This window comes from Planomonospora alba (assembly GCF_039534085.1).
Lineage (GTDB): Bacteria > Actinomycetota > Actinomycetes > Streptosporangiales > Streptosporangiaceae > Planomonospora_B > Planomonospora_B alba.
The window spans coordinates 155469-174827 of sequence record NZ_BAAAUT010000004.1; the positions used below are offsets into that span (position 1 = coordinate 155469).

Here is a 19359-nt window from a genome sequence, read left to right on the forward strand (position 1 = left end):
CCGGACAGCATCGCTTGAAGCCCACGACTCCGCTCTCGAACCCATGAGATCCAAGGTACGGCGGCAGAGCACCGGAGGTATGCATAAGCAGGTGCCAACCGCGGTTTCCACAAGCATCTCGGCGAACGAGATCATCGGTCAGCGAGGAGGAGAGGGAGCCGCCAGTCGCATGCGACTCCCTCCGGAAACCATACGTATAAGGCTCCAGCAATCCTGGAGATAAGCACCCCTTCCAGTCGGCCACGGGCATCGGTCATTCCCCTAGAGGCCGCGCCGCATGATCACCTATGTGTGCATCAACAGCGGAAGCGGAAGGAAACGTTTCGGATCAGACGCGCGATCTCGCCTCGTCACGCCAGCAGGATTTCTTCCGGCCGCCGACTGGTCACCTCGACCGTTCCCGTATCGATTATGTGTTCAATACAGGACTGCAGGTCGCCGCCATGATCATCGCGAGCCATGCCTCGCAGTTCGCGGACGAGGTCCATGCCGTTGATGAGCAGGACCGGGTACTGATCCTCGACCATCTCGAGCTGAGCCGCTTCGGAGTAAGCCCCAGTGGTGACGTAGACGCCGATCCAGCCCCGACGGAGCCTCGCCACGACTCGAGCGATCTGTTCAGCGGAAACAGTGCTATCGGGTTTGATGCACTTAGCTTGTCCGAGAACCACCAAGCCGGTGCCGGCCAGGCCACTGCCGATGTCCAGCCTGCCGACGAAGTCCGCCCCACCGTCTCCGGATCTACGGGTCAGCCAACCTTCGCGGTAGTTCCGGCCGCCTCCACCGAGCACACGGGCCGCCACAGCCGAAGCGAGGGCTTCGAAATCATGCTTGCGACCATCGAAGAACTTGTATATCAGGTGCAGGTCTGACTCGTCCCGACTCCTGGGTTCCGGGCGCTGATCGCGCACCTTGACTACACGGTTACGGGCGACTCTCCGGCGCACCCGCGGCAACGCCGAATGCCCGCGCTCAACCCACTCCCGCCATGCTTGGGGAGCCAAGGAAAGTGCCTCTTCATCCGAAACCGACGGATCTCTACGTGCGTTGATCCAGTCCCAATCAACCCGATCGCCCTCGGCCACAAGATCTATGACCGCTATGTCGTAGACGTAGTTCGTGAAGGTGGTCCTCTCACGACCCGCCCATTGAACGATCCTTTCGGTTCGCTCGATGAGGCCTACGCCGCAGAATTCGACATACCCTTTGACCTTGCCGTTCCTCGACACCGCACGGAACAACATGAGCGGGGTGGTCGCGATGCGCTGTTCCGCAGTGGGAGCCTGGTGACCGTCGAATGCCTCGAGCAGCGTAGCGTTACCCTTCACTTCTCCCGGCAGTGTCGAGACACCCGCCTTGCTGTCTCCGAAGTACCGGACATGCCCGTTGTCGAGGTCGAAGACGTCATGCCATGGTGTCTGCTCACTGCCGGCCTTCCACGGGCTCGAACGAATCAGTACAGCGGGCCGTCGCGCACCGGCAGCACTCTGAACACGCGCCATCCCATTGATGCCCGCCTCAAGCAACGCTCGCTTCTGGCCAGGACAGTGCGTGACGAAGTGGAAGTTCGGGTAACCATCGATCACCGGAAGGCTCTCGTCCTTCGCACTGGTATAGCGCAGCACGTCTCCGACCTTCAGCGTCCTGCCCATATTTTCTCCCGCGACTCTCAATCGTGCCCTATGCGCTTAGTCCACGGCAGCTTAAGGTTCCGCACCGACAAACTTCTGCGGCTCATCTGAGGCGGTCTCGTTCAGAACACGTACAACAGCACAGTGATCAGATCATGAGACGGTTCCGCCGGCACCGAGATGAGTCTTGTTGAGGCGAGCATCCGGACCAGTCGTCGTTCGTCAGGTGCATGCACTACGAGCACCGGGCCCACCGCAGGCGCTCGAGCGACGCCCCCGACACTCAGCATCATCACCTGGACATGCACAGCGATGACGACTCCAGCCCAATCATCACTATATGTGATAGAGCAGACACAAATTGGAGTAGATCCATCTACCCAGCCATCTCACAGATCACCTGCTATACGGGCGCTCTCTGCGACCTGGGAGTCCGTCGGTCGACCGCACCGACGGGCAGGGAGATCTCCGTTTCTCGCCGCATCAGCGGAAGAAGCGACGACACCCCTCGGAGTTCCCGGGCTTGATCCGGCTCCCACGATGGATATCCGCATGAGGTCGAGCTCCCGCCTGGACCGCCGAAAGCCCTCAAGGTCTGTCGCCACCTGCTTCTGCAGCGCACGAAGGATCTGAGCAGATCGGAGTCGGGCGGGGAGGGAGTTCATCGGTATCCCCGACAAGCCAGGACAGGAAGCCGATGATGTGGGCGTTCATGTTGGAGCCCACCGCGGCGACGGCCTCCTTCGCTCGCCTGTGGAGCTCCGGATCCGGTCGGTACACCGCGGAAGCGTACTTGTGCTTGTTGGGCATGGATCCACCATGTCACGGTGGCCGGCCACCGGGAACAGAGAGTATGCTTACCCGGTCATGGGGAGCTTCAAAGGTGCATCGGTAGTCAGCGCATGCAGACCCTGCCGCCTCTGACCCCCTCGAAGCCAGGAGAGCACGTGCACGCCCACGGAATTGTGGATCTGTTCGCCGGACCCGGTGGACTGGATGTGGCGGCTACCTGGCTGGGTATCCCCGCGATCGGCATCGAGCTGGATGACAACGCGTGCACCACCCGTAGAGCAGCTGGGCTACGCACCGAGCAAGGGGACGTGCGGGACTGGGGACCGGAAAAGTTCCCAGAAGCCAACATTCTTGCGGCCGGGCCCCCATGTCAGACGTATACCGTGGCAGGATCCGGTACCGGGCGTCAGGACCTGGACAACGTACTCAGCTTTGCCAAGCGCATGGCTAACGGCGAAGACGTCACCGCAGACCTGGCGAAGCTGTCGGACCCGCGGACGGCTTTGGTGTTGGAACCTCTCCGATGGGTGCTCGAGGCGATAGAAATCGGACGCCCATACGACGCGATCATCCTGGAACAAGTACCGGCCGTCATGCCCGTCTGGGCAGTGATGGACGAGATCCTCGTGGGCTTGGACTACTCCGTGGACCATGGCGTGCTGCGCACGGAGCAATACGGAGTGCCGCAGACTCGCCGTCGTGCAGTCCTCATCGCCCGCCGTAGAGACAAGGGCAGCGTGACGCTACCCACGGCGACCCATCATCCTTACCGCAAGGGAGCCCCCCGGCCCGAGGAAGCCGAAGGTATCAAGCCTTGGGTTGCGATGGGTGAGGTCCTCCGGCGACCGAAGCCTTTCGTTGTCATATCCAATTACGGCACCGGCGGCGATCCCAAAGTTCGGGGGCAGCGCAATTCCACCGAGCCGTCTGCCACCGTCACCGGAAAAATCTCCCGCAATCGGGTGTTAACCGATGGCACATTTTCCCGCTTCAGCAACGCCGAGGCAGGGTTATTGCAGACCTTCCCTCCTGATTACCCATGGGGCGGCAGCGACGTCTCTCAGCAGATAGGAAACGCCATCCCACCGCTGCTTGCCGCCCATGTCATCGTTGCAGCACTCGGTCTCGATCCCGAACTCCTCAACGATTTAACAGCATCAAACTTGCCACTATGGTCCGAGACCACAGCCCATTAGATCTCTCCTGCGCCTGCCGAAAATTGCTTCGACACAGCTCATGCAGTACGCAAGTACCCGTAGAAGGCTTCACTGAGCCGATCCCGCCGGCGTATGTTCAGAACGGCGATCCGTGCCGGATCTCTGAGCTATTTTCATCTCGTATGATCAAGGACGCGCCAGCCTGACAGTGGGAAAACACGGCGCCTGGTGCAACTTGTTGTGTGCGGCCTCGTTGATGTCTCACAGCTCAGGAATCGGCCGTGGCTCAATCAGCCGTTCCAGGACGAATCCGGCGGTCAGCAGTCCACCCAGGAACGTCTCCAACGGCATGCGCTGGAAGCGGATCGTCTGCCAGCTGGTCGATCGGAACGAGCGTGCCGTCGAGGACGGTATAGCCGGGCAGGAGTCCTTCCGTACGGCGATGCACACATTGTCGACACGACAGCGAGCAGATCGACGCTCCACGTACGTGGCTCAATACTGCTTCGGCCTGCTGGACGACTTCATCCGCTCAGCCTGGCTTCATCCTCGAGCCGCCGTAACGTCAGCCCTTCAGCCCCAGCTACTGCCGGACTGTTCCAGCAAAACTCGATCATGAATTCTTGGGCGCCCCGTGTGACTGCCTGAGACCGTCCAGAGCATTCACCGCCTACTGTTAGCATACATGCGACGATCCGACCGTTGCGATTTCGATCTAGAATTACTGATCGCTATCTTTCCATACGGATTCCGTCTTCTCAAAGCCGACCCCGGGTGACATTTACCTGAGACACAAAAATGATCATGAAAGGATTGTAGTGATGGCCAAGAGGACTACAGAGGCCCTTAATGTCGAAGTAGACGATCCAGCCCTTTCGCTTGTGGGTTGGAGGATCGAAGATATCCGAGCCCGCCTGGTAACCATACCCGACGGGAAGAACAATTACGTCCAGTATGTCGACGTCTCCGGAACCGCTCGCTTCCATTCAGAGGATTGGCTTGACAGATTCAGTAGGAGCCCTTTCGTCCCTCCAATAGTTATAACGTTCAACCGGCGCGACTCTGTCACACCTCCAAGTTATAAGCTAACCACCCTCGAAAGCATTAAGACCGCAAAGAATACGCCTGTACGGATAATAGAGTCGAGTTATCCATGGGAATGCAAGAAGCCCTACACGCCGCACGACCTTGACCTAAGGATCACGGCCTATGACATAATTCAGACGACAGGTTCTGATTTCAGCCTGCCCCCCAAAAAGTCTTCAATTCTACCAGTTGAAATAGTGGACGAGACTACCCTTAGATCCGTTCTATTGAAGCCAGAAAATGTACTAGCATACATTCTCCGCGACAAATACAAAGAGGAACTCCGCGTTCACGCTCAAGGAATCCTTGAGTTCGGTTCCGTTGACGAACTCCTCGAAGAGGACTGGCACAATCCAGGCTTGACGCTCAATGATAATCATCCTTTCGAGATAGAAGTACCGAAAATCTCGATCGACATCCTTGACGACGAAGACTTCTTCCTCGAAACTCATGAAGTCGGTCTATATAGCTGCATCCCGGTGAATGCATCAGGGAAATTGCCGAGTCGCCAGCCGCGATGGACCGTAAGCACCGGAGAAGATATCGATACATATATGGGAGAACCTGCTCGCGCGATCGTCCGCATCGTTGATCCTGAAGCCACGTAAACACGAAAGAGCTTCTGACCAGCGGGAATGGTACTCCGAGGCTCTTTTCCACCCAGGCCTTTGGAGTCCAGGGCCTCGATGCCGTCGGCTCGCCAGGCCCGGTACCAGTGGTTGGTCGAGATCCGGCTGCCCCAGGACCGGTGGGCCACCTCCGGTGGCGGCACTCCGTGGGCGAACAAGTTCGCCGTCTCGAAGCGCAGCTGCTCTCATCTGGCGCGTGCGGCGGCGGTCAGCCCACCACCTTTGGGATACCTCGTGTTCCCAGTATGACCGCTCTGGGGCGATCGTCACGCCTCGGCGAGGTAACTTAACCTTTCAAGGTCAGCTACACGAGAATCTGACGGAGAGCCTCCGCAAGACCTGCCGCCAGTCCTCCAAAGATCAGCAGGGCGCCTGCGCAGCCGCTACCCTGCTTGGCCGCTCCTCGCTTCCCCCGTTCAGGAGATGCGACTGGACGAGGCGGCACCGGCACGGACACGTAGATCGCGGTTCTGCCGTTGCCTCCCACCTCCCAGTCGCTGTAGCGGTCGACGAACTGCGCCTTGTACTCGGCCGGACTCAACTCCGTTCGCCGCCAGAACTGATGCCATTCCGGACGGCCCGTCCTCGCCTGCTGTTCGCGCTCGGCGGCCAGTTGCTCCGACAACGCCTGCCCTTCCGCGCTGGCGAACAGTCCACCGCGGGCGTCCTCGACCTCCTTCTCCAGCAGGCGCAGCGCCTCCTCAGGAGGAAGGACCCGAATGCCGGCAGCCGCTGCTTTCCCGAGCCGGGGATCGTCTTCAGCGTCGTCGGTGGCGACGACCAGGCGGACGGTCTTGGTTACGTTCACCGCGACCGTGGCTCCGTGGGAGACGGCGAAATCCATCACGTCCACAACGCCGGAGGCATCGCCCACCGGCAGTAGGCGCCAGCCCTTGAGCGGCCCGTTCCGCCTCGCGCGATCCGCAGCGGATGCCTCCTCAAGGTCACTGATCAGATGGGAGGAGGCGAGTTCCCTAGCCGCCCGCTGCAGTTCCTTCAGCTCAGCCGCGGTCACCACGCCGTCCGCCTCGGCACGGGCGCGGACATCGGCGAGAAATCGCTCGTGCACCTGGCGGGCCGTCGACTGCGTCAGGCCAGCACGCGCCGCCAGAACGGCGAGCTGCCCGGCCTCCTCCCCCACGATGCGGCCGTCGGCGAGCGTATGCGCAAGCATGGCCTGGTAGTCGGCCACGGCGTCGAGGCGCGGTGTCGGAGGCTGGACCATGAGCGGCAGTCTCGCGGTCAACATGGCCAGCCAGCCGTCGGTGCCCTTCCTCAGCCCGGCGGCACGCGGGGCGATGAACCCGGTACGCGGGTACGGCGGCAGCACCACCGGCGCCGGCCCCGCCCATGCCAAGGGCTGCGGAGCCTCGGCGATGAGCTTCGACAGGGTCCAGGCGAGCGTCCGGGCGTCACCGAGCGCGGAGTGCGAGGCACGCGGCCACTCCCCCGTGATCAGACTGGCGATGTCACCCAGGCGATAGCCGTACCGGTCGAGCTGACTGCGTGAGGTCACCAACGTGCACAGGCCGGGGACGCCGGACAGGTTGATCCCAAGGCGGCCGAACTCGGCGGTCAGGAACGCGTCCTCGAACTCCACGTTGTGCCCCACCACGACCGTACCGCTCAGGTAGGCGAGCACGTCGCCGGCAACGTGCTCGAAAGCGGGAGCGCCTTTGACGTCGGCGTTGGTGATGCCGTGGTACTCGTCATTGGTGATCCGAAGCCCCGGGTCGACGAGCGTGGAGTACTCGTCGAGGACGGTGCCGTCGCCGCGCATGCGGACGATTCCGATCTCGCAGATCCGCGAGCCCTTGGCGGGGTGAAGGCCGGTGGTCTCCAGGTCCACCACCGCGAAGGTCAAGCTCCGCGGGTCGATCCCCTGTCTGCGGGTGAGCTGACCATAGGCGATCATCGCGGCACCTCCATCGGGTTCCCTTCAGAGGGAACAGGATGGCAGGCAGGAGCGCCGTAAAACGGTCCATTCCCGAAGATGGTTACGGCAACGAAACCCGGCTGTGCATGGAGGTCACGAGCAGCCTGGCCTCGACCACCAGAGGACTTCCTCCTTGAGCACCGCAGTCGAATTGCGCTCCGGCCTGCATGGAGCCCAGCGCGAACCACGTCGACGTATCCCGCCTTCCCCGGGATCCTGTCAGCCGACCAGGTCACCTCGATCCAGGGATCCGCTTCACCAGACGACGGGCGAGATCGAGCAGGTGCGGCAGGCGTAGGATCTGGCCGCCTCCGCCTGGTAACGGGACGTGCAGCAGTTCCGTCCAGCGGGCCGGGATCGCGCCGAGCCCGTACACGGCGCCGGCCAGGCCGCCGGTGACCGCCGCGACGGTGTCAGTGTCCCCGCCCAGATCGATTGCCGTACGGAGTGCCTCCTCGAAGGCAGAGGTGGTGCGCAGCGCCCACACCGCCGAGCCCAGGCAGGGCCAGACGGCGCCGTTGAACTCGGTCGCCTGATCGGGGTGCCAGGCGGGGCCCAGGACGACGGCGTACCGCTCCCGGTGCTCCGGATCGACGGCGGCGAGGATCTCCGGCAGCGCCGCCAGCGGGTCGGCGCCGTCCAGGGCGAGGCGCACCAGCTCGTGGAAGACCGCGGTGCCCTCCCACGCCGCGGAATCGCCGTGGGTGAGCGCGGCCAGGCGGCGACCGGCCTGCATCGTGACCTGCCGTCCATCGCGGGCGAAGTACACCGCCGAGGTCGTCGCCCGCATCAGCGCGCCGTTGCCGGCGGCACGGTTGCTGCTGCGGTAGTGGGCGTCAGCGGCCTGATCCCAAGGCAGGCCGCGGCTCAGCACGTCCTCGGTCTGCAGCCCGATGTCCTTGGGGTCGTCGGCCGCCCACCGCTGGAAACGGGCGAAGACGTCCGGCAAGTCCAGGCCGCCGCGTTCCAGCAGCGACTCGGCCACGTGCACGGCCATCTGCGTGTCGTCGGTGGCCTCCCCCGCCTCCCAGCCGCCACCCGCACGCATCTCCCCGACACCCGGCGCCGGGAACCGCGCGGAGAACGCCCCCGCCGGGCCGAACTCGAACGGGGCACCGAGGGCGTCGCCCACCGCCGAACCGATCACCGCACCGGCGGCACGCTCCAGACGATCCATGACGGCAGACTACGGAGCGGGAAAACCCTGATCCATCCCTTTTCCGCCCGCCGCGGCCCCGCCGTGCCGCCGACGGTCCCGATCACGCGTGCTCGCGGCGTGCTCGCATGCCCCGGAACGCGCCGTCAGGGCCCGCCACACCCCGGCATTGGATCCGGGGAGAGTGCGGACGAAACACCACCAACCGGCATCCGGGAACCCTGATCACCGCACCGGGCAACCGCCTTCTAATCCGACGGTCGCAGGTTCGAATCCTGCAGGGCGCGCTTTTGATCATGGCCTGACCTGCGAAAACTCGAAGGACAGGCCTCTTCTGGAATGAAGTTCCGGTCCCTGCGTGCTCGTGGCGTGCACATACCATGATCGACAGGAGTGCGACCCTCCGCTCTCGTCCGTCACAGCACCTTCCGGGTCCGCAGTGCTTCTGCGAGCACGCCTGTTCTCTCATGCCCTCGGCGACAGAGAGGGACCCCGCCGGCCTCTCAACGCTGAAAGCAACCAGGTGGTCGAACCGCTCAGGTCCTGTGCCGCAGCCTGGTTCGGCACGGAACAAGGGTCTGATACCGCAACGCCGTCGCATCACGACGGAGTGCCGCGATCTCGGCATTCTTGATTGTTCTGCTTCGTCCCGGCGGTATCACCCACCCGAACATCTGGATCCTGAAAGACAATGCGGCGGCTGTATCATTCGCAGTCAGGACTCGGAGTCCTGCATGGCGGATGCAAGTTTTCCCGCCCGCTCCTCTCCACGCCTGCGCTCATGCGAAATCCACTCTTTCCCTTCCGCAGCGATCCCCTCCAAAATGTGCAGAGTATGGCTAAGACCTGCAGCATCCAGCGTCACCTCGGACACCGTTCCAGGCTTCTCATCCTGCTGGAGTTTCTCCATTTCCGGACCTGTCACCTGGACAGCGATCTTCTGCCCGTCGACGAGCGCGAGCTCGAAAGTCCGTTCATCGCTATCTGTCTGCTTTACTCGTACGGCCGCGACCGCTTCGAAGCGGTAGTTCATCCGCTGCCGGTCGTGGAACGTACCCCGCTCGAAGTCGAGGGCGACGGCGAGCTGGCGCACTCCGTCCACGGTGAGAAGGAAGACCAGAAGCTGGTATTTCTTATAGCGCCAAGGCCCATTCAGCACCCGGGCATTCTTAGTCGAGGGAGCGGGTGCTTCGATGAAGGCGTGAGCAATGACGTTGCTCATAGTCAGCTTGTAGTGTTGCAACGCCTCGTCCAGCAGCACTTTCCGATCGCAGTCCAGCCAGGCGGATATCTCCCGGTCGTCAGGTTTGTCGGCCAGTTTCTCTTTCCATCGGTCGAAGGCCGCCCAGCTCTTCTTCGATCTTTGATCGGCTTCGCACTTGTCGGCGGTATGCCGTCGATGTTCAAGGGTGATGTACAGCCAGGCACGGCAGGCGATCCATCCGCCTGCCAGGACAAGGGCCATCGAGCGAGCCGCACTCAGAGGGGCGGTCTGCACTGCACCACCTGCTGCCCAGGTTCCACCGACTAGGAGGACGGTCACCCCGAGGATGGTCACTGCTTTTGTCGCCAGAGGTGTCGCCAGCTCCTCACGGTAGTTCCACAGCGTGCCCTTCCTCCACTGATCTCTGACGTCCTGGACACGATGCCGGATCAGCCAATGGATCTCCTCGGCTCCGATCCTCCTCTCCCGGTAGGCATCGACGATCTCGTTTCGCAGGCTGTTGCGGATTCCCGCTGTTCTGGCCAGCCAGATGTCACGGCCCACACCATGCGGAACGTATTTGGCGAAGTAGTAGCCGAATCGCTCATCCACTTTGCTGGCGAAACCGCCGGCAGGCGCGCTGCTCCTGCGCTGCAGCGTTCCGTACTCCATGTCTTTCGCATGGCGGCGTACTGTTCTGAAGCGCCACTCCGCACCGTTGCGCGCACCGAAGTAACCCCCGATGACACTCAGCAGGTAGGCGAGCAACTCGACGACCCGGCCTGCCTGTGCCAGCAGATAGCCGATGTGGAGTGTCGCGATGACGAAGACGACAGTTGCCGCCACGGCCTGAGCCCAAACAGCGAAGGGAACGTCGACCGGCTGCGGTGGACGCACCCGAGGCTTCGCAGGGATCGGTTCGAAGAACTTCCAGACGCGATCGGCCCGATCCCTGGCCATCTGCTCCAGCTTGGCCCGTGTCAGGGCATGGTGCCACATCTGGTCCTCGATCGGCCCGTCCAGGAACGAGTCCAGATGCCGCACGATCAGAGTGCGCTGGGTGTCACCGAGCTCGTTGAATTCCTTCAGCAGGACACGGATGTCCTCCCCGGGTTTCTCCACGGATTCCAGCAATCGGTGAACGGCTTTCACGCCGTCGGACCATGCATCGTCACCGACCAGATGAAGCATCCTCTTCGAGTGCCGCAGCCTGGCTGCTTCTTCCTCGGACAACTCATGCCGAGTTCTTCCGCTCACCAGGGCGAGCAGCCAGTAGAAACAGACTTCGTTGGTGACGTATCGGGCTTCGAAGGCTTCGTGGATGAGCTGCCACGCCCGTCTCGGCATACCGCCGTTGAGGACCCGAACGCCCGTCCGGAACTTCTCCTCGGGAGAGGCGTCCGCGGACACCGTGTAGATGTGGACGTTGCCGTGTACGGTCCCCGCTTGCATCCCGACGTATGCGGAATCACCCGCGACGTTCGTCGTGGTGGCACCCGGATCCGTCATGACAGACCCTGAGCCAGGGCGATGACGGCCGCCAGTCCCGAGGCCAATTCAGCCACGTCGCTGATGAGTCCTCGTAGCTTCTTGAGCGCCAGCGTCAGCGTGCTCCTGCTCTGCGGCGTGTTCTCCTGCAGCGCCTCGTCGGCCACGGCGAGTTCCGCCTGCGCTGCCGTGTAGGTGTCTTCGTCGAGGTGGCCGGCTGCTCGCGCCTGCTGGAGCCGGGTGCGGAAGCCGGTGAGGGCCTCCGCCAGGTCGGTGGGCGAGTCCGACTCGGAGGTGATCCTGACGCCTCCGTACACGGTGCCTGCCTGCACCCCTACCCGCGCGTTTCCTTTAGCGATGTTCCGGGTCGTCTCACGCATCGCCAGGCTCCTCATCGTCGCCGTTGCCACGGGCTGGTCGTCGTCCTGTCCTTCGACGGCCAGTCCTTCGGCCAGTGCCGCGGCGAACGCCGCCGCGTTGGCCACTGCTCGTTGCTGCCACTGTTCGCGGTCGGTGACTTCCTTGGTTCCGTCGGCCCGGTCGCTCATGCCGCGTATCACGACCACCGGCAGTGCCTTGTTCAGATGTCCGGCCTGGGCTACACCGGCGCCTTCCATTTCGATCGCCAGTGCGTCGTTGTAGTGCTTCCGGATCCATTGGGCGTGTGCGGAGATCCTGGAGTTCAGGACCACTTCGCCGGCGGCGATCGGTCCGAAGTGCACGCTGGGGGCCTGCCGACCGGGAGGAAGGTCCTGCGTCCAGGAGCCGTTGCGGGCGATGTGCCGGGCGATCTGATCGGCGGCGTGCGAGGTCTCCCAACTGCGGGGGCGACTCTTGAGCCCGTCGTCCTCGCTTGTTCCGCCGTGGTAGGCGTAGACGTTCGTCGCCACCACCACGTCTCCGAGGGAGAGATGGGAGTGCAGGGCGCCCGCCACCCCCACGAAGAGGAGCGCGGCTGGAGCGAACTCGGCGATGGCTCGTTCGGCCAGAACCGCCGCGGAGTGGTTGCCTTTGCCGACGTGGGCCAGAGCCACCCGGCACCGGCGTTCCGCGAGCCGGCCGATCTCAAAACGGGTGCCCTGAGGATGCCGATGCAGGCGGGGGTCGGCCAGCATCGCGCGGATCGCCTGATACTCCAGGTCCAGCGCGGTGAGGACCACGATCGTGCGGCTCATGGTGCTGCTCCTTGTACGCTCGGTGATTCGGTGGGACGGGCCATCGGCGGATGCAGGACCTCGCGCGGTCCGGCTCTGAACAGCCGGGCCGGTCGTCCGGCCGTGGTCTTGCGCGTCGGTCCGGCCGGGACGATGAATCCGTCGGTCTTCTGGACCTTGCGGTAGAAGTTCCTGGGATCGAGCGGGATCCCCCATACCGCCTCGTACACCTCCTGCAGCTCGGTGATCGTGAAAGTCGGTCCGCAGAAGGCCGTCGCGAGTGCGGAGTGCTCGAGCTTGACGCGAGCGCGCTCAACGGCGTCCGCGATGATTCGCCGATGGTCGAAGGCGAGTTCCAGGTCTCCGGAGAGCACTCGATCGACCCTCTGCCACCTGGCGTCGGCCGCATCCGTTCCGGCGGCCGGTTCCGGCAGGCGCGGGGCGATCGCTAGATACGCCACAGTCACCACCCGGCCGCGCGGATCACGCCCGGGGTCGCCGTACACCCCCAGCTGCTCCAGGCGCAGAGTCTCGGCGTCCAGGTCGGTCTCCTCCGACAGCTCCCGGTGAGCCGCGGTGACGAGGTCCTCCTCGGGGTGCTGGAGGAAGCCTCCCGGCAGGGCCATGGCACCTTGGTACGGCTCGATGCCGCGCTCGATGAGCAGTACGTGCAGACGTGATTCACGCAACGTCAGGATCACGAGGTCGACGGTGAGCAGGACGACGGGCGGTTCCCATCGATCGTCGGTCATGCGGCGACACTAGCTTTTTGTCAAATTGACAGAAACTAGCGCTGCGGTGACAGTCCACGCACCGACCACCCGATACCGGCGCCACACGGAGTGAAAGCACTCGGAGGGAACACGGTTGCCGGTCACGGTCATCATCCACGGAGTATCGTCCGGCCATGGTCGATGATCCGCTGGAGTCGCTGCGCCGGCTCTGCCTCGCGCTCCCCGAGACCACCGAACGCCTCAGCCACGGCGAGCCGACCTGGTTCGTCCGCGGCAGGAAGGCGTTCGTCATGTACGCCGACCACCACCACGACGACCGGCTCGCCTTCTGGTGCGCGGCACCACCCGGCGTCCAGGAGGCCCTGGTGGCCGAGAGCCCCGAGCGCTTCTTCCGCCCTCCCTACGTCGGCCACCGCGGCTGGCTCGGCGTCTACCTCGACGTCCCCCGGGACTGGACCGAGATCACCGAGCTCGTCACCGACGCCTACCGGACCGTCGCGCCCAAGAGCCTGCTCGCCCTTCTGGCGTGAGCGCTGTCCGCGCGAAGACGACGGTGCCCGCGGAGCGATGCGGTGCGGCCGCCGCGCACTCACCCACAAAGCCTGACCTCCAGGTCAGAACACCTCGTGAACGCGTCGTCAGCGCGCACCGGTCGTTTTGCACAACAGCGTCACCCGGCAGTGGTCACGTCCTACGAAAACATGAACGACCCTGGTTGGCGTCTCCGCCAACAGGGGGAAGTTCCATAGGTCCTACCCTGCTGGTGACCACCCGCCACTTGACGGCGCTGCAGTCCGGGCCGCCGGTCCTCCGAATCGGCCTCGCAGCGGGTCCGGTAGGCGTGACTCAGCGATCCCACCTTGCCGTCGGGCAGGCCGGGCGCCGTGTCGTCCGCCCGCCGCGGAGTGGCCACGCCGTTCCCGGCCGGTTCCGGAAGCAGCGCGGCCACCGTCGCCACCAGGCCGAACACCGCGGCCGTCGCGGTGGCCGCCATGGTCGTAGGCCTTTTCCCGCCCTTTCTTCGCCGCGGATCGTCTTCCTTCAGGCGCCGCGGATCGTCTTCCTTCAGGCGCCGCGGATCGTCTTCCTTCAGGCAGGGCCGCTCTCACCGCTCCTCAGCGATCACCAGACGGTACGGCTCGCGTCACGCGGCACGGCTCGCCACGCTCCGGCGTGGGACCCGTGGACGATGCGCTCCGGTTTGTCCGAGGACGGCCCGGCGACGCCGTCCCCCCGAACCGGTCCTCATCACAGGCGCGGCGCCGGAGTGCGTCCCGACGCCTCACGGGCGTCCCACGGCGTCCGGCAACGGCCCCGCCAGGGCAAATGCGCCTCCGAGGCCGGTACACGGCTCCGGCGCCTCCGTCAGGCGGCGGCCAGCCGTGCGAGCTCGGCCGCCTCCCGGCTCCCCTCTTCGCCGCTGAACACGTGCACCACCAGGCCGGTCTCGCCGGGCGCGGCCGGAACGTGCAGCGTCTCGTAATCCAGGTGCAGCAGTCCAGCCACCGGGTGCCACAGCCGCTTGCGTCCCGCCCCGCACATCACGACCTCGCCGGTGGCCCAGATCCGCTGGAATTCGGCGCTGCGCTCGGACAGCTCGGTGATCAGCGCGGTCAGTTCCGCGTCACCGGGGTAACGCCCCGCGGAGACCTGCAGCTGCCCCACGGCCTCCCCCGCCCTGTCCTGCCACTCGGGGTGGATGACCCGGGAGGCGGGGTCGAGGAACAGGTACCTGGCCTGGTTCCGATCACGGCGGCCCGGGTCGCCCAGGCCGCCGATCAGCTCGGCGCCCAGGCTGTTCCAGGCCACCACGTCGAGGCGGTGGTTCGTCGCGAAAGCCGGCAAGCCGGACATGGCGTCCAGAATCCGCTGCAACAGAGGGCTGACCCGGGCCGTCGGCGCGGATCCACGCCTGGCACCGGCCAAGGTGGTGAGGTGCCCGCGCTCGGCCGCGTCGAGGCCGAGCGCCCTGGCCAGCGCGTCGAGCACCTCAGGGGACGGCTGGGTGGCCCGCCCCTGTTCCAGGCGGACGTAGTAGTCCACGCTGATCCCGGCGAGCTGGGCCAGTTCCTCGCGGCGCAGCCCCGGCACCCTGCGGCGGCGACCGCCGACGAGCCCGGCCCGATCCGGCGTGACGCGCTCGCGGCGGGCGCGCAGAAAGACGCCGAGCGCCCGCCGGGTGTCGCCGATCCCGCCGGTGCGACCGGTCTCCTCCCTGTCCTCGCTGCGGCCGCCGACTCCGTTCGCGTATCCGACACGGTCCACGGTGTCCATGTCTCAAGTATGGGTGATCCTCGCATTACCATGACTGCCGTTCCGCCGGTTGAACCGGGTGCTGGCTACCGGGGCGCGCCGCCGAGAACGTGGTGGCATGACTGACACCACGCCGCAGCAGCGGAAGAAGATCCTCATTGTCACCGCTCACCCCGAGTCCCGTTCGCTCAACGCCGCCCTGGCCGCCTTCGCCGCCGGGAAACTGCGCGCGGCAGGGCACGAGGTGCGGCTGTCCGACCTGTACGGGATGAAGTGGAAGGCTGCGGTGGACGCCGACGACTTCCCTGACCACACCGCGGACCGGCGACTGGATGTGCTGGCCGTCTCGGGGCAGGCGACGCTGGCCGGGCGGCTGTCGCCGGACATAGCGGGCGAGCAGGAGAAGCTGCGCTGGTCGGACGCGGTGATCCTGCAGTTTCCGATGTGGTGGTTCTCGGTGCCCGCGATCCTGAAAGGCTGGATCGACCGGGTGTTCACCTACGAGTTCGCCCACGGTCCGTCCGTTCCCCCGCCCTACAGCGAGGGCGCCCTGGCCGGGCGGCGGGCACTGGTCGCGGTGACGATCGGCGCCCGGGAGTCGGCGTTCTCCGACCGGGGCATCCACGGACGGCTGGCGGATCTCCTCTACCCCCTCCAGCACGGCCTGTTCTGGTTCACCGGCATGGCGCCGCTCGAGCCGTTCGCGGTATACGACTCGATCGACGTGTCGAAGGACCGGTTCACGGCGGTGACGCAGGAGTACGGGCGACGGCTCGACCGGCTCTTCACCGACGAGCCGGTCCCGTTCCGGTCACTCGTCGGCGGCGGCTACGACCGCGACATGCGACTGCTGCCGGGGGTGGAGGCGCCGGGGGCGACCGGGCTGGACATCCACGTCCGCCCGCGCGACTGAGCGGCCGGCCCGCCCCTCACCCGCCCCCGTGGCATGCGGCCGCGTCCCGTCCCTGCCACGGTCCGGGCCGGTGCCACCACCGCGTCCGCGGTCGCCTGCGTATCCACCGGATTCCGGCGAGCTCACCGGTGGATACGCCTGCCGTCTCGCCATCAACGGCTCGACGCGCCGTATCCGGTCAGCGATCTCAGCAGAAATGCTGCGAACCTTTCCTTCCGGCGGGCTGTCAGAGCCGATATGCGTCGTACTTCACTCATCGTTCTCACCGCGCTTGACCATCACGGGCGGTGCGGGCAGCGCCCTGGCCGCTGACGCCCAGGCACCGGGCAAGGCCGTCAACCTGCGGATCACCGGCACGATCCGCACCGCCCTCGCCGACGCCTACTGGAACCGCGCGGCGGACTTCCCGCGCGGCAAGGTCGACGGCCCCAGGAAGGTCTACTACGGGAAGATCACCGGCGCGACACGGGGCAAGGACGTCTACTGGGCCATCGGCTCCATCGGCATCAAGGGCAACCCCGTCAGCTACCAGGACGGGCCGCACGTGTGGCGCAAGCGCGCGGGCGGCCCGTGGAAGCACCTCGGAGACAGCGGCGGCTGCCCCGCCGTACCCAAGAAGCTGCTGCGGCTCTGGAAGCGAACGGACCTGATCTGCGACTCCACTCCCTGAGCGCCGGCAACGGCCCGGCACCGGACGGATCACACTGCGCGCCGGGGCACCGGCGGAGGACGGGGCATGAGCACGGAACTGATCGACGGAGACCCCCGACGGCCGGGCGGCTACTGGCTCGCCGGACGGCTGGGCGCCGGAGGGCAGGAAGTGGTCTACGAAGCCTACGACCTCCACGGCCGGCGCGTGGCGATCAAGGTGCTGCACGGCGACGCAGGTGCCGACTCGTCAACGCCGGCGGAGGCCGGGTCCGGCTCTGGGACATGCGCACCGGTAAGAAGCTGGGCGGCTTCACCGGAGTCGGTGACGGGCTGCGCTCGGCGGCGTTGAGCCCGAGCGGCGCGCTGCTGGCCCTGGCCGGCACGGCGCGGGTGCAGGTCTGGGACGTGGCGACGGGCAAGGCGGTGGGCCGGGCCCGGGACTTCCCGGGAGCGGCCGACACCGACTTCGTCGTCCATTTCGGTCAGGCCGAGGACCGGCTCCTGGTCACCGCCGGGCAGAGCCAGAGCCTCTGGGACCTCACGACCGGTGCGGTGAGGAAGCTGCCCCCGCCCTGCGAGAAGGTCGAGCCGCCCGCCGCTCCCGGCGGCGTCGGCGACGGCGCGCTCCCGCCCCGGCTGCTCGCCGGGCACCTCCCCGCCGAACCGGTAGCCCTGCCGATGCGGCCTGAACCGGCGGCTGAGGCGGCTGAGGCCGCTGAGCGTGCGGGAACCACTCCGCCGGCTGGCCGGCGAGTCCTGCCGCGGGACCAGCGCGGCGATGCTCCGACATGTCAGACGAGGCCGGTCTCGTAAGCGACGATCACCAGCTGAGCGCGGTCGCGCGCCTGGAGTTTGGCCAGCAGCCGGCCGATGTGCGTCTTGACCGTGGCCATGCTCAGCTGCAGGTGCGCGGCCAGTTCGGCGTTGGACAAGCCGCGGGCGATCAGCGTGAGCACCTCCCGCTCGCGGGCGGTGAGGCCGTCGAGGCTCGTGGCCGGCGGACGTCCCGGGCGCGGGCGGCCGGTGAACTCCGCGATGAGCCGCCGGGTGATCGAGGGCGCGAGCAGCGCGTCCCCGCCGGCGACCACGCGGATGGCGTTGAGCACCTCCGCCGGAGGGGTGTCCTTGAGCAGGAAACCCGCGGCTCCCACCCGGAGAGCCGCGTAGACGTAGTCATCGAGGTCGAACGTGGTCAGGATGAGCACGCGGACGCCTGCCGTCGCCGGATCGCCGCAGATGCGGCGCGTGGCTTCGATACCGTCCACGTCCGGCATCCGGATGTCCATCAGGACGACGTCCGGCTTGTGCGCGCGGGCCAGTTCGACGGCCTCGGCTCCGGTGGCCGCCTCACCCACGGCCTGCAGGCCGGGTGTGTGCTCGACGAGGACACGGAAGCTGCCGCGCACCATGGCCTGGTCGTCGGCGATCAGAACGCGGACACCGCTCACGGGCTGCCCTCCCCCTCGGACGGGAGCCGTACGGACACCGCGAAGCCGCCCTCCTCACGCGGACCGGCGGTGAAGGTCCCGCCGTGCATGAGGGCCCGCTCCCGCATGCCCAGCAGACCGTGCCCGCCCGGCAGCCTGCGGCGCGGGCCTGCAGGCCCGTCGTCCACGACGTCGATGGCGACGCTCCCTTCGCGGGCCGTCACGGTGACACCGCAGCGCGTCGGGGCGGCGTGCTTGACGACGTTCGTGAGCGCCTCCTGCACGATCCGGTAGACCGTCAGCTGCGTTCCCTCGCTGAGGCCCGACAGGCCACGCACCTCCGAGACGACCTCGATTCCCGCCCGGCGCGCCTCCTCCACGAGCCCGTCCAGGCCCGCGGTGCCGGGCGCCGGTCCCATCGGGGTGCCGTCGGTGCGCAGGACGCCGAGCGTGCGGCGCATCTCCGTCAGCGCCGACCTGCTGGTCTCCTCGATGTCCTTGAGCGCCGTGACGGCCTCCTGCGGGTCGTCCGCTGCCACATGCGCCGCGACACCCGCCTTGACGGCGATGAGGCTGAGGTTGTGCGAGACGATGTCGTGCATCTCGCGCGCGATGCGCAGGCGCTCGGCCACCAGCGCGTGCTGGGTCTTCCGGTGGCTTTCCGCCCGGCGGAAGCGGACGGCTGACCCGGCCGCCCACGCGCCGCCGACCACCACCAGTACCAGGGCGACCGGTCCGGCCGCGTCCTGCGCGCCGCCCGACGGGGTGATCACCGCCTCACCGAGGTACACCCCTGCCGCCGCCACCGCAAGCGCGACGGCCAGGGCGGGCACGGAACGGCGCGCGGGTTCCGCGAGCCCCACCAGGTAGGCGGCCAGCCCTCCTGAGATGTACGGCTCGCGCGTCAGGTCGAGGATCGACGCGCTGGTGAGGGCGGCGAGCACGACGCCGAAGACCGGCAACGGCCGGTGGCGGCGCACCGCGATGGGCAGGCCGGCCGCCGCCGCGACGACCCAGGCCGGCCACGCCGGACCGCTGTAGGAGGGCAGGCCGTCCGTGGCGGGCGTGCGGGCGAAATCCAGGTAGATCGCGGTCACGGCGACGGCTGCCACCAGATCGGCGGCATACGGCAACCGTTTCATGTGCCG

At 66.2% G+C, this 19359-nt stretch carries 15 protein-coding genes; 6 read left to right on the forward strand and 9 right to left on the reverse strand.

What is annotated here, in order from left to right:
• Window positions 1-350 precede the first annotated feature (350 nt).
• Window positions 351-1652, reverse strand: coding sequence for a restriction endonuclease (locus ABD823_RS03645; RefSeq protein ID WP_344855861.1), 1302 nt, complete (start codon window positions 1650-1652; stop codon window positions 351-353).
• Window positions 1653-2578: 926 nt separating this feature from the next.
• On the opposite strand from ABD823_RS03645, the gene ABD823_RS03650 reads away from it, so the two are divergent.
• Entirely contained in the window at window positions 2579-3619 is a 1041-nt protein-coding gene (locus ABD823_RS03650; RefSeq protein WP_344855863.1) for a DNA cytosine methyltransferase, read from the forward strand.
• A 782-nt stretch (window positions 3620-4401) separates the two neighbouring features.
• Window positions 4402-5274 carry a hypothetical protein gene (locus tag ABD823_RS03655; protein WP_344855865.1) on the forward strand — a complete coding sequence of 291 codons (873 nt, stop codon included), beginning with the start codon at window positions 4402-4404 and terminating at the stop codon, window positions 5272-5274.
• 325 nt (window positions 5275-5599) lie between these two features.
• On the opposite strand, the gene ABD823_RS03660 is transcribed toward ABD823_RS03655, so the two are convergent.
• From ABD823_RS03660 to ABD823_RS03680, 5 genes are all read right to left on the reverse strand, one after another.
• Entirely contained in the window at window positions 5600-7210 is a 1611-nt protein-coding gene (locus ABD823_RS03660; protein ID WP_344855867.1) for an exonuclease domain-containing protein, read from the reverse strand.
• Between the two features lie 253 nt (window positions 7211-7463).
• Window positions 7464-8408 carry an ADP-ribosylglycohydrolase family protein gene (locus ABD823_RS03665; protein ID WP_344855869.1) on the reverse strand — a complete coding sequence of 315 codons (945 nt, stop codon included), beginning with the start codon at window positions 8406-8408 and terminating at the stop codon, window positions 7464-7466.
• 694 nt (window positions 8409-9102) lie between these two features.
• The gene (locus ABD823_RS03670) at window positions 9103-11100 is read right to left on the reverse strand and encodes a hypothetical protein (protein ID WP_344855871.1); all 1998 of its coding nucleotides are present in this window, start codon (window positions 11098-11100) and stop codon (window positions 9103-9105) included.
• A complete protein-coding gene (locus ABD823_RS03675; protein WP_344855873.1) occupies window positions 11097-12254 on the reverse strand; it encodes a 5'-methylthioadenosine/S-adenosylhomocysteine nucleosidase in 1158 nt (385 codons plus the stop codon). The genes ABD823_RS03670 and ABD823_RS03675 overlap by 4 nt, the downstream gene beginning before the upstream one ends.
• Window positions 12251-12985, reverse strand: coding sequence for an NUDIX hydrolase (locus ABD823_RS03680; protein WP_344855875.1), 735 nt, complete (start codon window positions 12983-12985; stop codon window positions 12251-12253). Before ABD823_RS03680 ends, ABD823_RS03675 begins: the two co-directional genes overlap by 4 nt.
• Before the next feature lie 155 nt (window positions 12986-13140).
• Here ABD823_RS03680 and ABD823_RS03685 point away from each other — a divergent pair, with 155 nt between their 5' ends.
• Complete coding sequence (locus ABD823_RS03685; protein ID WP_344855877.1) at window positions 13141-13497, forward strand: MmcQ/YjbR family DNA-binding protein; 357 nt, start codon at window positions 13141-13143, stop codon at window positions 13495-13497.
• Between the two features lie 835 nt (window positions 13498-14332).
• Here the strand turns inward: ABD823_RS03685 and ABD823_RS03690 are convergent.
• Window positions 14333-15241 (reverse strand): helix-turn-helix transcriptional regulator, encoded by a 909-nt coding sequence (locus ABD823_RS03690; protein WP_344855879.1) that lies wholly within the window; start codon window positions 15239-15241, stop codon window positions 14333-14335.
• A gap of 97 nt (window positions 15242-15338) precedes the next feature.
• On the opposite strand from ABD823_RS03690, the gene ABD823_RS03695 reads away from it, so the two are divergent.
• From ABD823_RS03695 to ABD823_RS03705, 3 genes are all read left to right on the forward strand, one after another.
• On the forward strand, window positions 15339-16133 hold the full coding sequence (locus tag ABD823_RS03695; protein WP_344855881.1) for an NAD(P)H-dependent oxidoreductase: 795 nt from the start codon (window positions 15339-15341) through the stop codon (window positions 16131-16133).
• Window positions 16134-16404: 271 nt separating this feature from the next.
• Window positions 16405-16803, forward strand: a complete 399-nt coding sequence (locus tag ABD823_RS03700) for a hypothetical protein (protein ID WP_344855883.1) — start codon at window positions 16405-16407, stop codon at window positions 16801-16803.
• Between the two features lie 263 nt (window positions 16804-17066).
• Window positions 17067-17597 carry a WD40 repeat domain-containing protein gene (locus ABD823_RS03705; RefSeq protein WP_344855885.1) on the forward strand — a complete coding sequence of 177 codons (531 nt, stop codon included), beginning with the start codon at window positions 17067-17069 and terminating at the stop codon, window positions 17595-17597.
• On the opposite strand, the gene ABD823_RS03710 is transcribed toward ABD823_RS03705, so the two are convergent.
• Together ABD823_RS03710 and ABD823_RS03715 are read right to left on the reverse strand one after the other, a co-directional pair.
• Window positions 17576-18232: a response regulator gene (locus ABD823_RS03710; protein ID WP_344855887.1), complete on the reverse strand. Its 657-nt coding sequence runs from the start codon at window positions 18230-18232 to the stop codon at window positions 17576-17578. The genes ABD823_RS03705 and ABD823_RS03710 overlap by 22 nt on opposite strands.
• Window positions 18229-19353, reverse strand: a complete 1125-nt coding sequence (locus tag ABD823_RS03715; RefSeq protein ID WP_344855889.1) for a sensor histidine kinase — start codon at window positions 19351-19353, stop codon at window positions 18229-18231. Before ABD823_RS03715 ends, ABD823_RS03710 begins: the two co-directional genes overlap by 4 nt.
• Window positions 19354-19359 lie beyond the last annotated feature (6 nt).

Bases quoted from the DNA above. Each gene is read 5' to 3' on its own strand.
- ABD823_RS03660 (WP_344855867.1), bottom strand. From the start codon at position 7,210: ATGATCGCCTATGGTCAGCTCACCCGCAGACAGGGGATCGACCCGCGG.
- ABD823_RS03715 (WP_344855889.1), bottom strand. From the start codon at position 19,353: ATGAAACGGTTGCCGTATGCCGCCGATCTGGTGGCAGCCGTCGCCGTG.
- ABD823_RS03670 (WP_344855871.1), bottom strand. From the start codon at position 11,100: ATGACGGATCCGGGTGCCACCACGACGAACGTCGCGGGTGATTCCGCA.
- ABD823_RS03685 (WP_344855877.1), top strand. From the start codon at position 13,141: ATGGTCGATGATCCGCTGGAGTCGCTGCGCCGGCTCTGCCTCGCGCTC.
- ABD823_RS03655 (WP_344855865.1), top strand. From the start codon at position 4,402: ATGGCCAAGAGGACTACAGAGGCCCTTAATGTCGAAGTAGACGATCCA.
- ABD823_RS03705 (WP_344855885.1), top strand. From the start codon at position 17,067: ATGCGCACCGGTAAGAAGCTGGGCGGCTTCACCGGAGTCGGTGACGGG.
- ABD823_RS03695 (WP_344855881.1), top strand. From the start codon at position 15,339: ATGACTGACACCACGCCGCAGCAGCGGAAGAAGATCCTCATTGTCACC.
- ABD823_RS03675 (WP_344855873.1), bottom strand. From the start codon at position 12,254: ATGAGCCGCACGATCGTGGTCCTCACCGCGCTGGACCTGGAGTATCAG.
- ABD823_RS03665 (WP_344855869.1), bottom strand. From the start codon at position 8,408: ATGGATCGTCTGGAGCGTGCCGCCGGTGCGGTGATCGGTTCGGCGGTG.
- ABD823_RS03690 (WP_344855879.1), bottom strand. From the start codon at position 15,241: ATGGACACCGTGGACCGTGTCGGATACGCGAACGGAGTCGGCGGCCGC.
- ABD823_RS03680 (WP_344855875.1), bottom strand. From the start codon at position 12,985: ATGACCGACGATCGATGGGAACCGCCCGTCGTCCTGCTCACCGTCGAC.
- ABD823_RS03645 (WP_344855861.1), bottom strand. From the start codon at position 1,652: ATGGGCAGGACGCTGAAGGTCGGAGACGTGCTGCGCTATACCAGTGCG.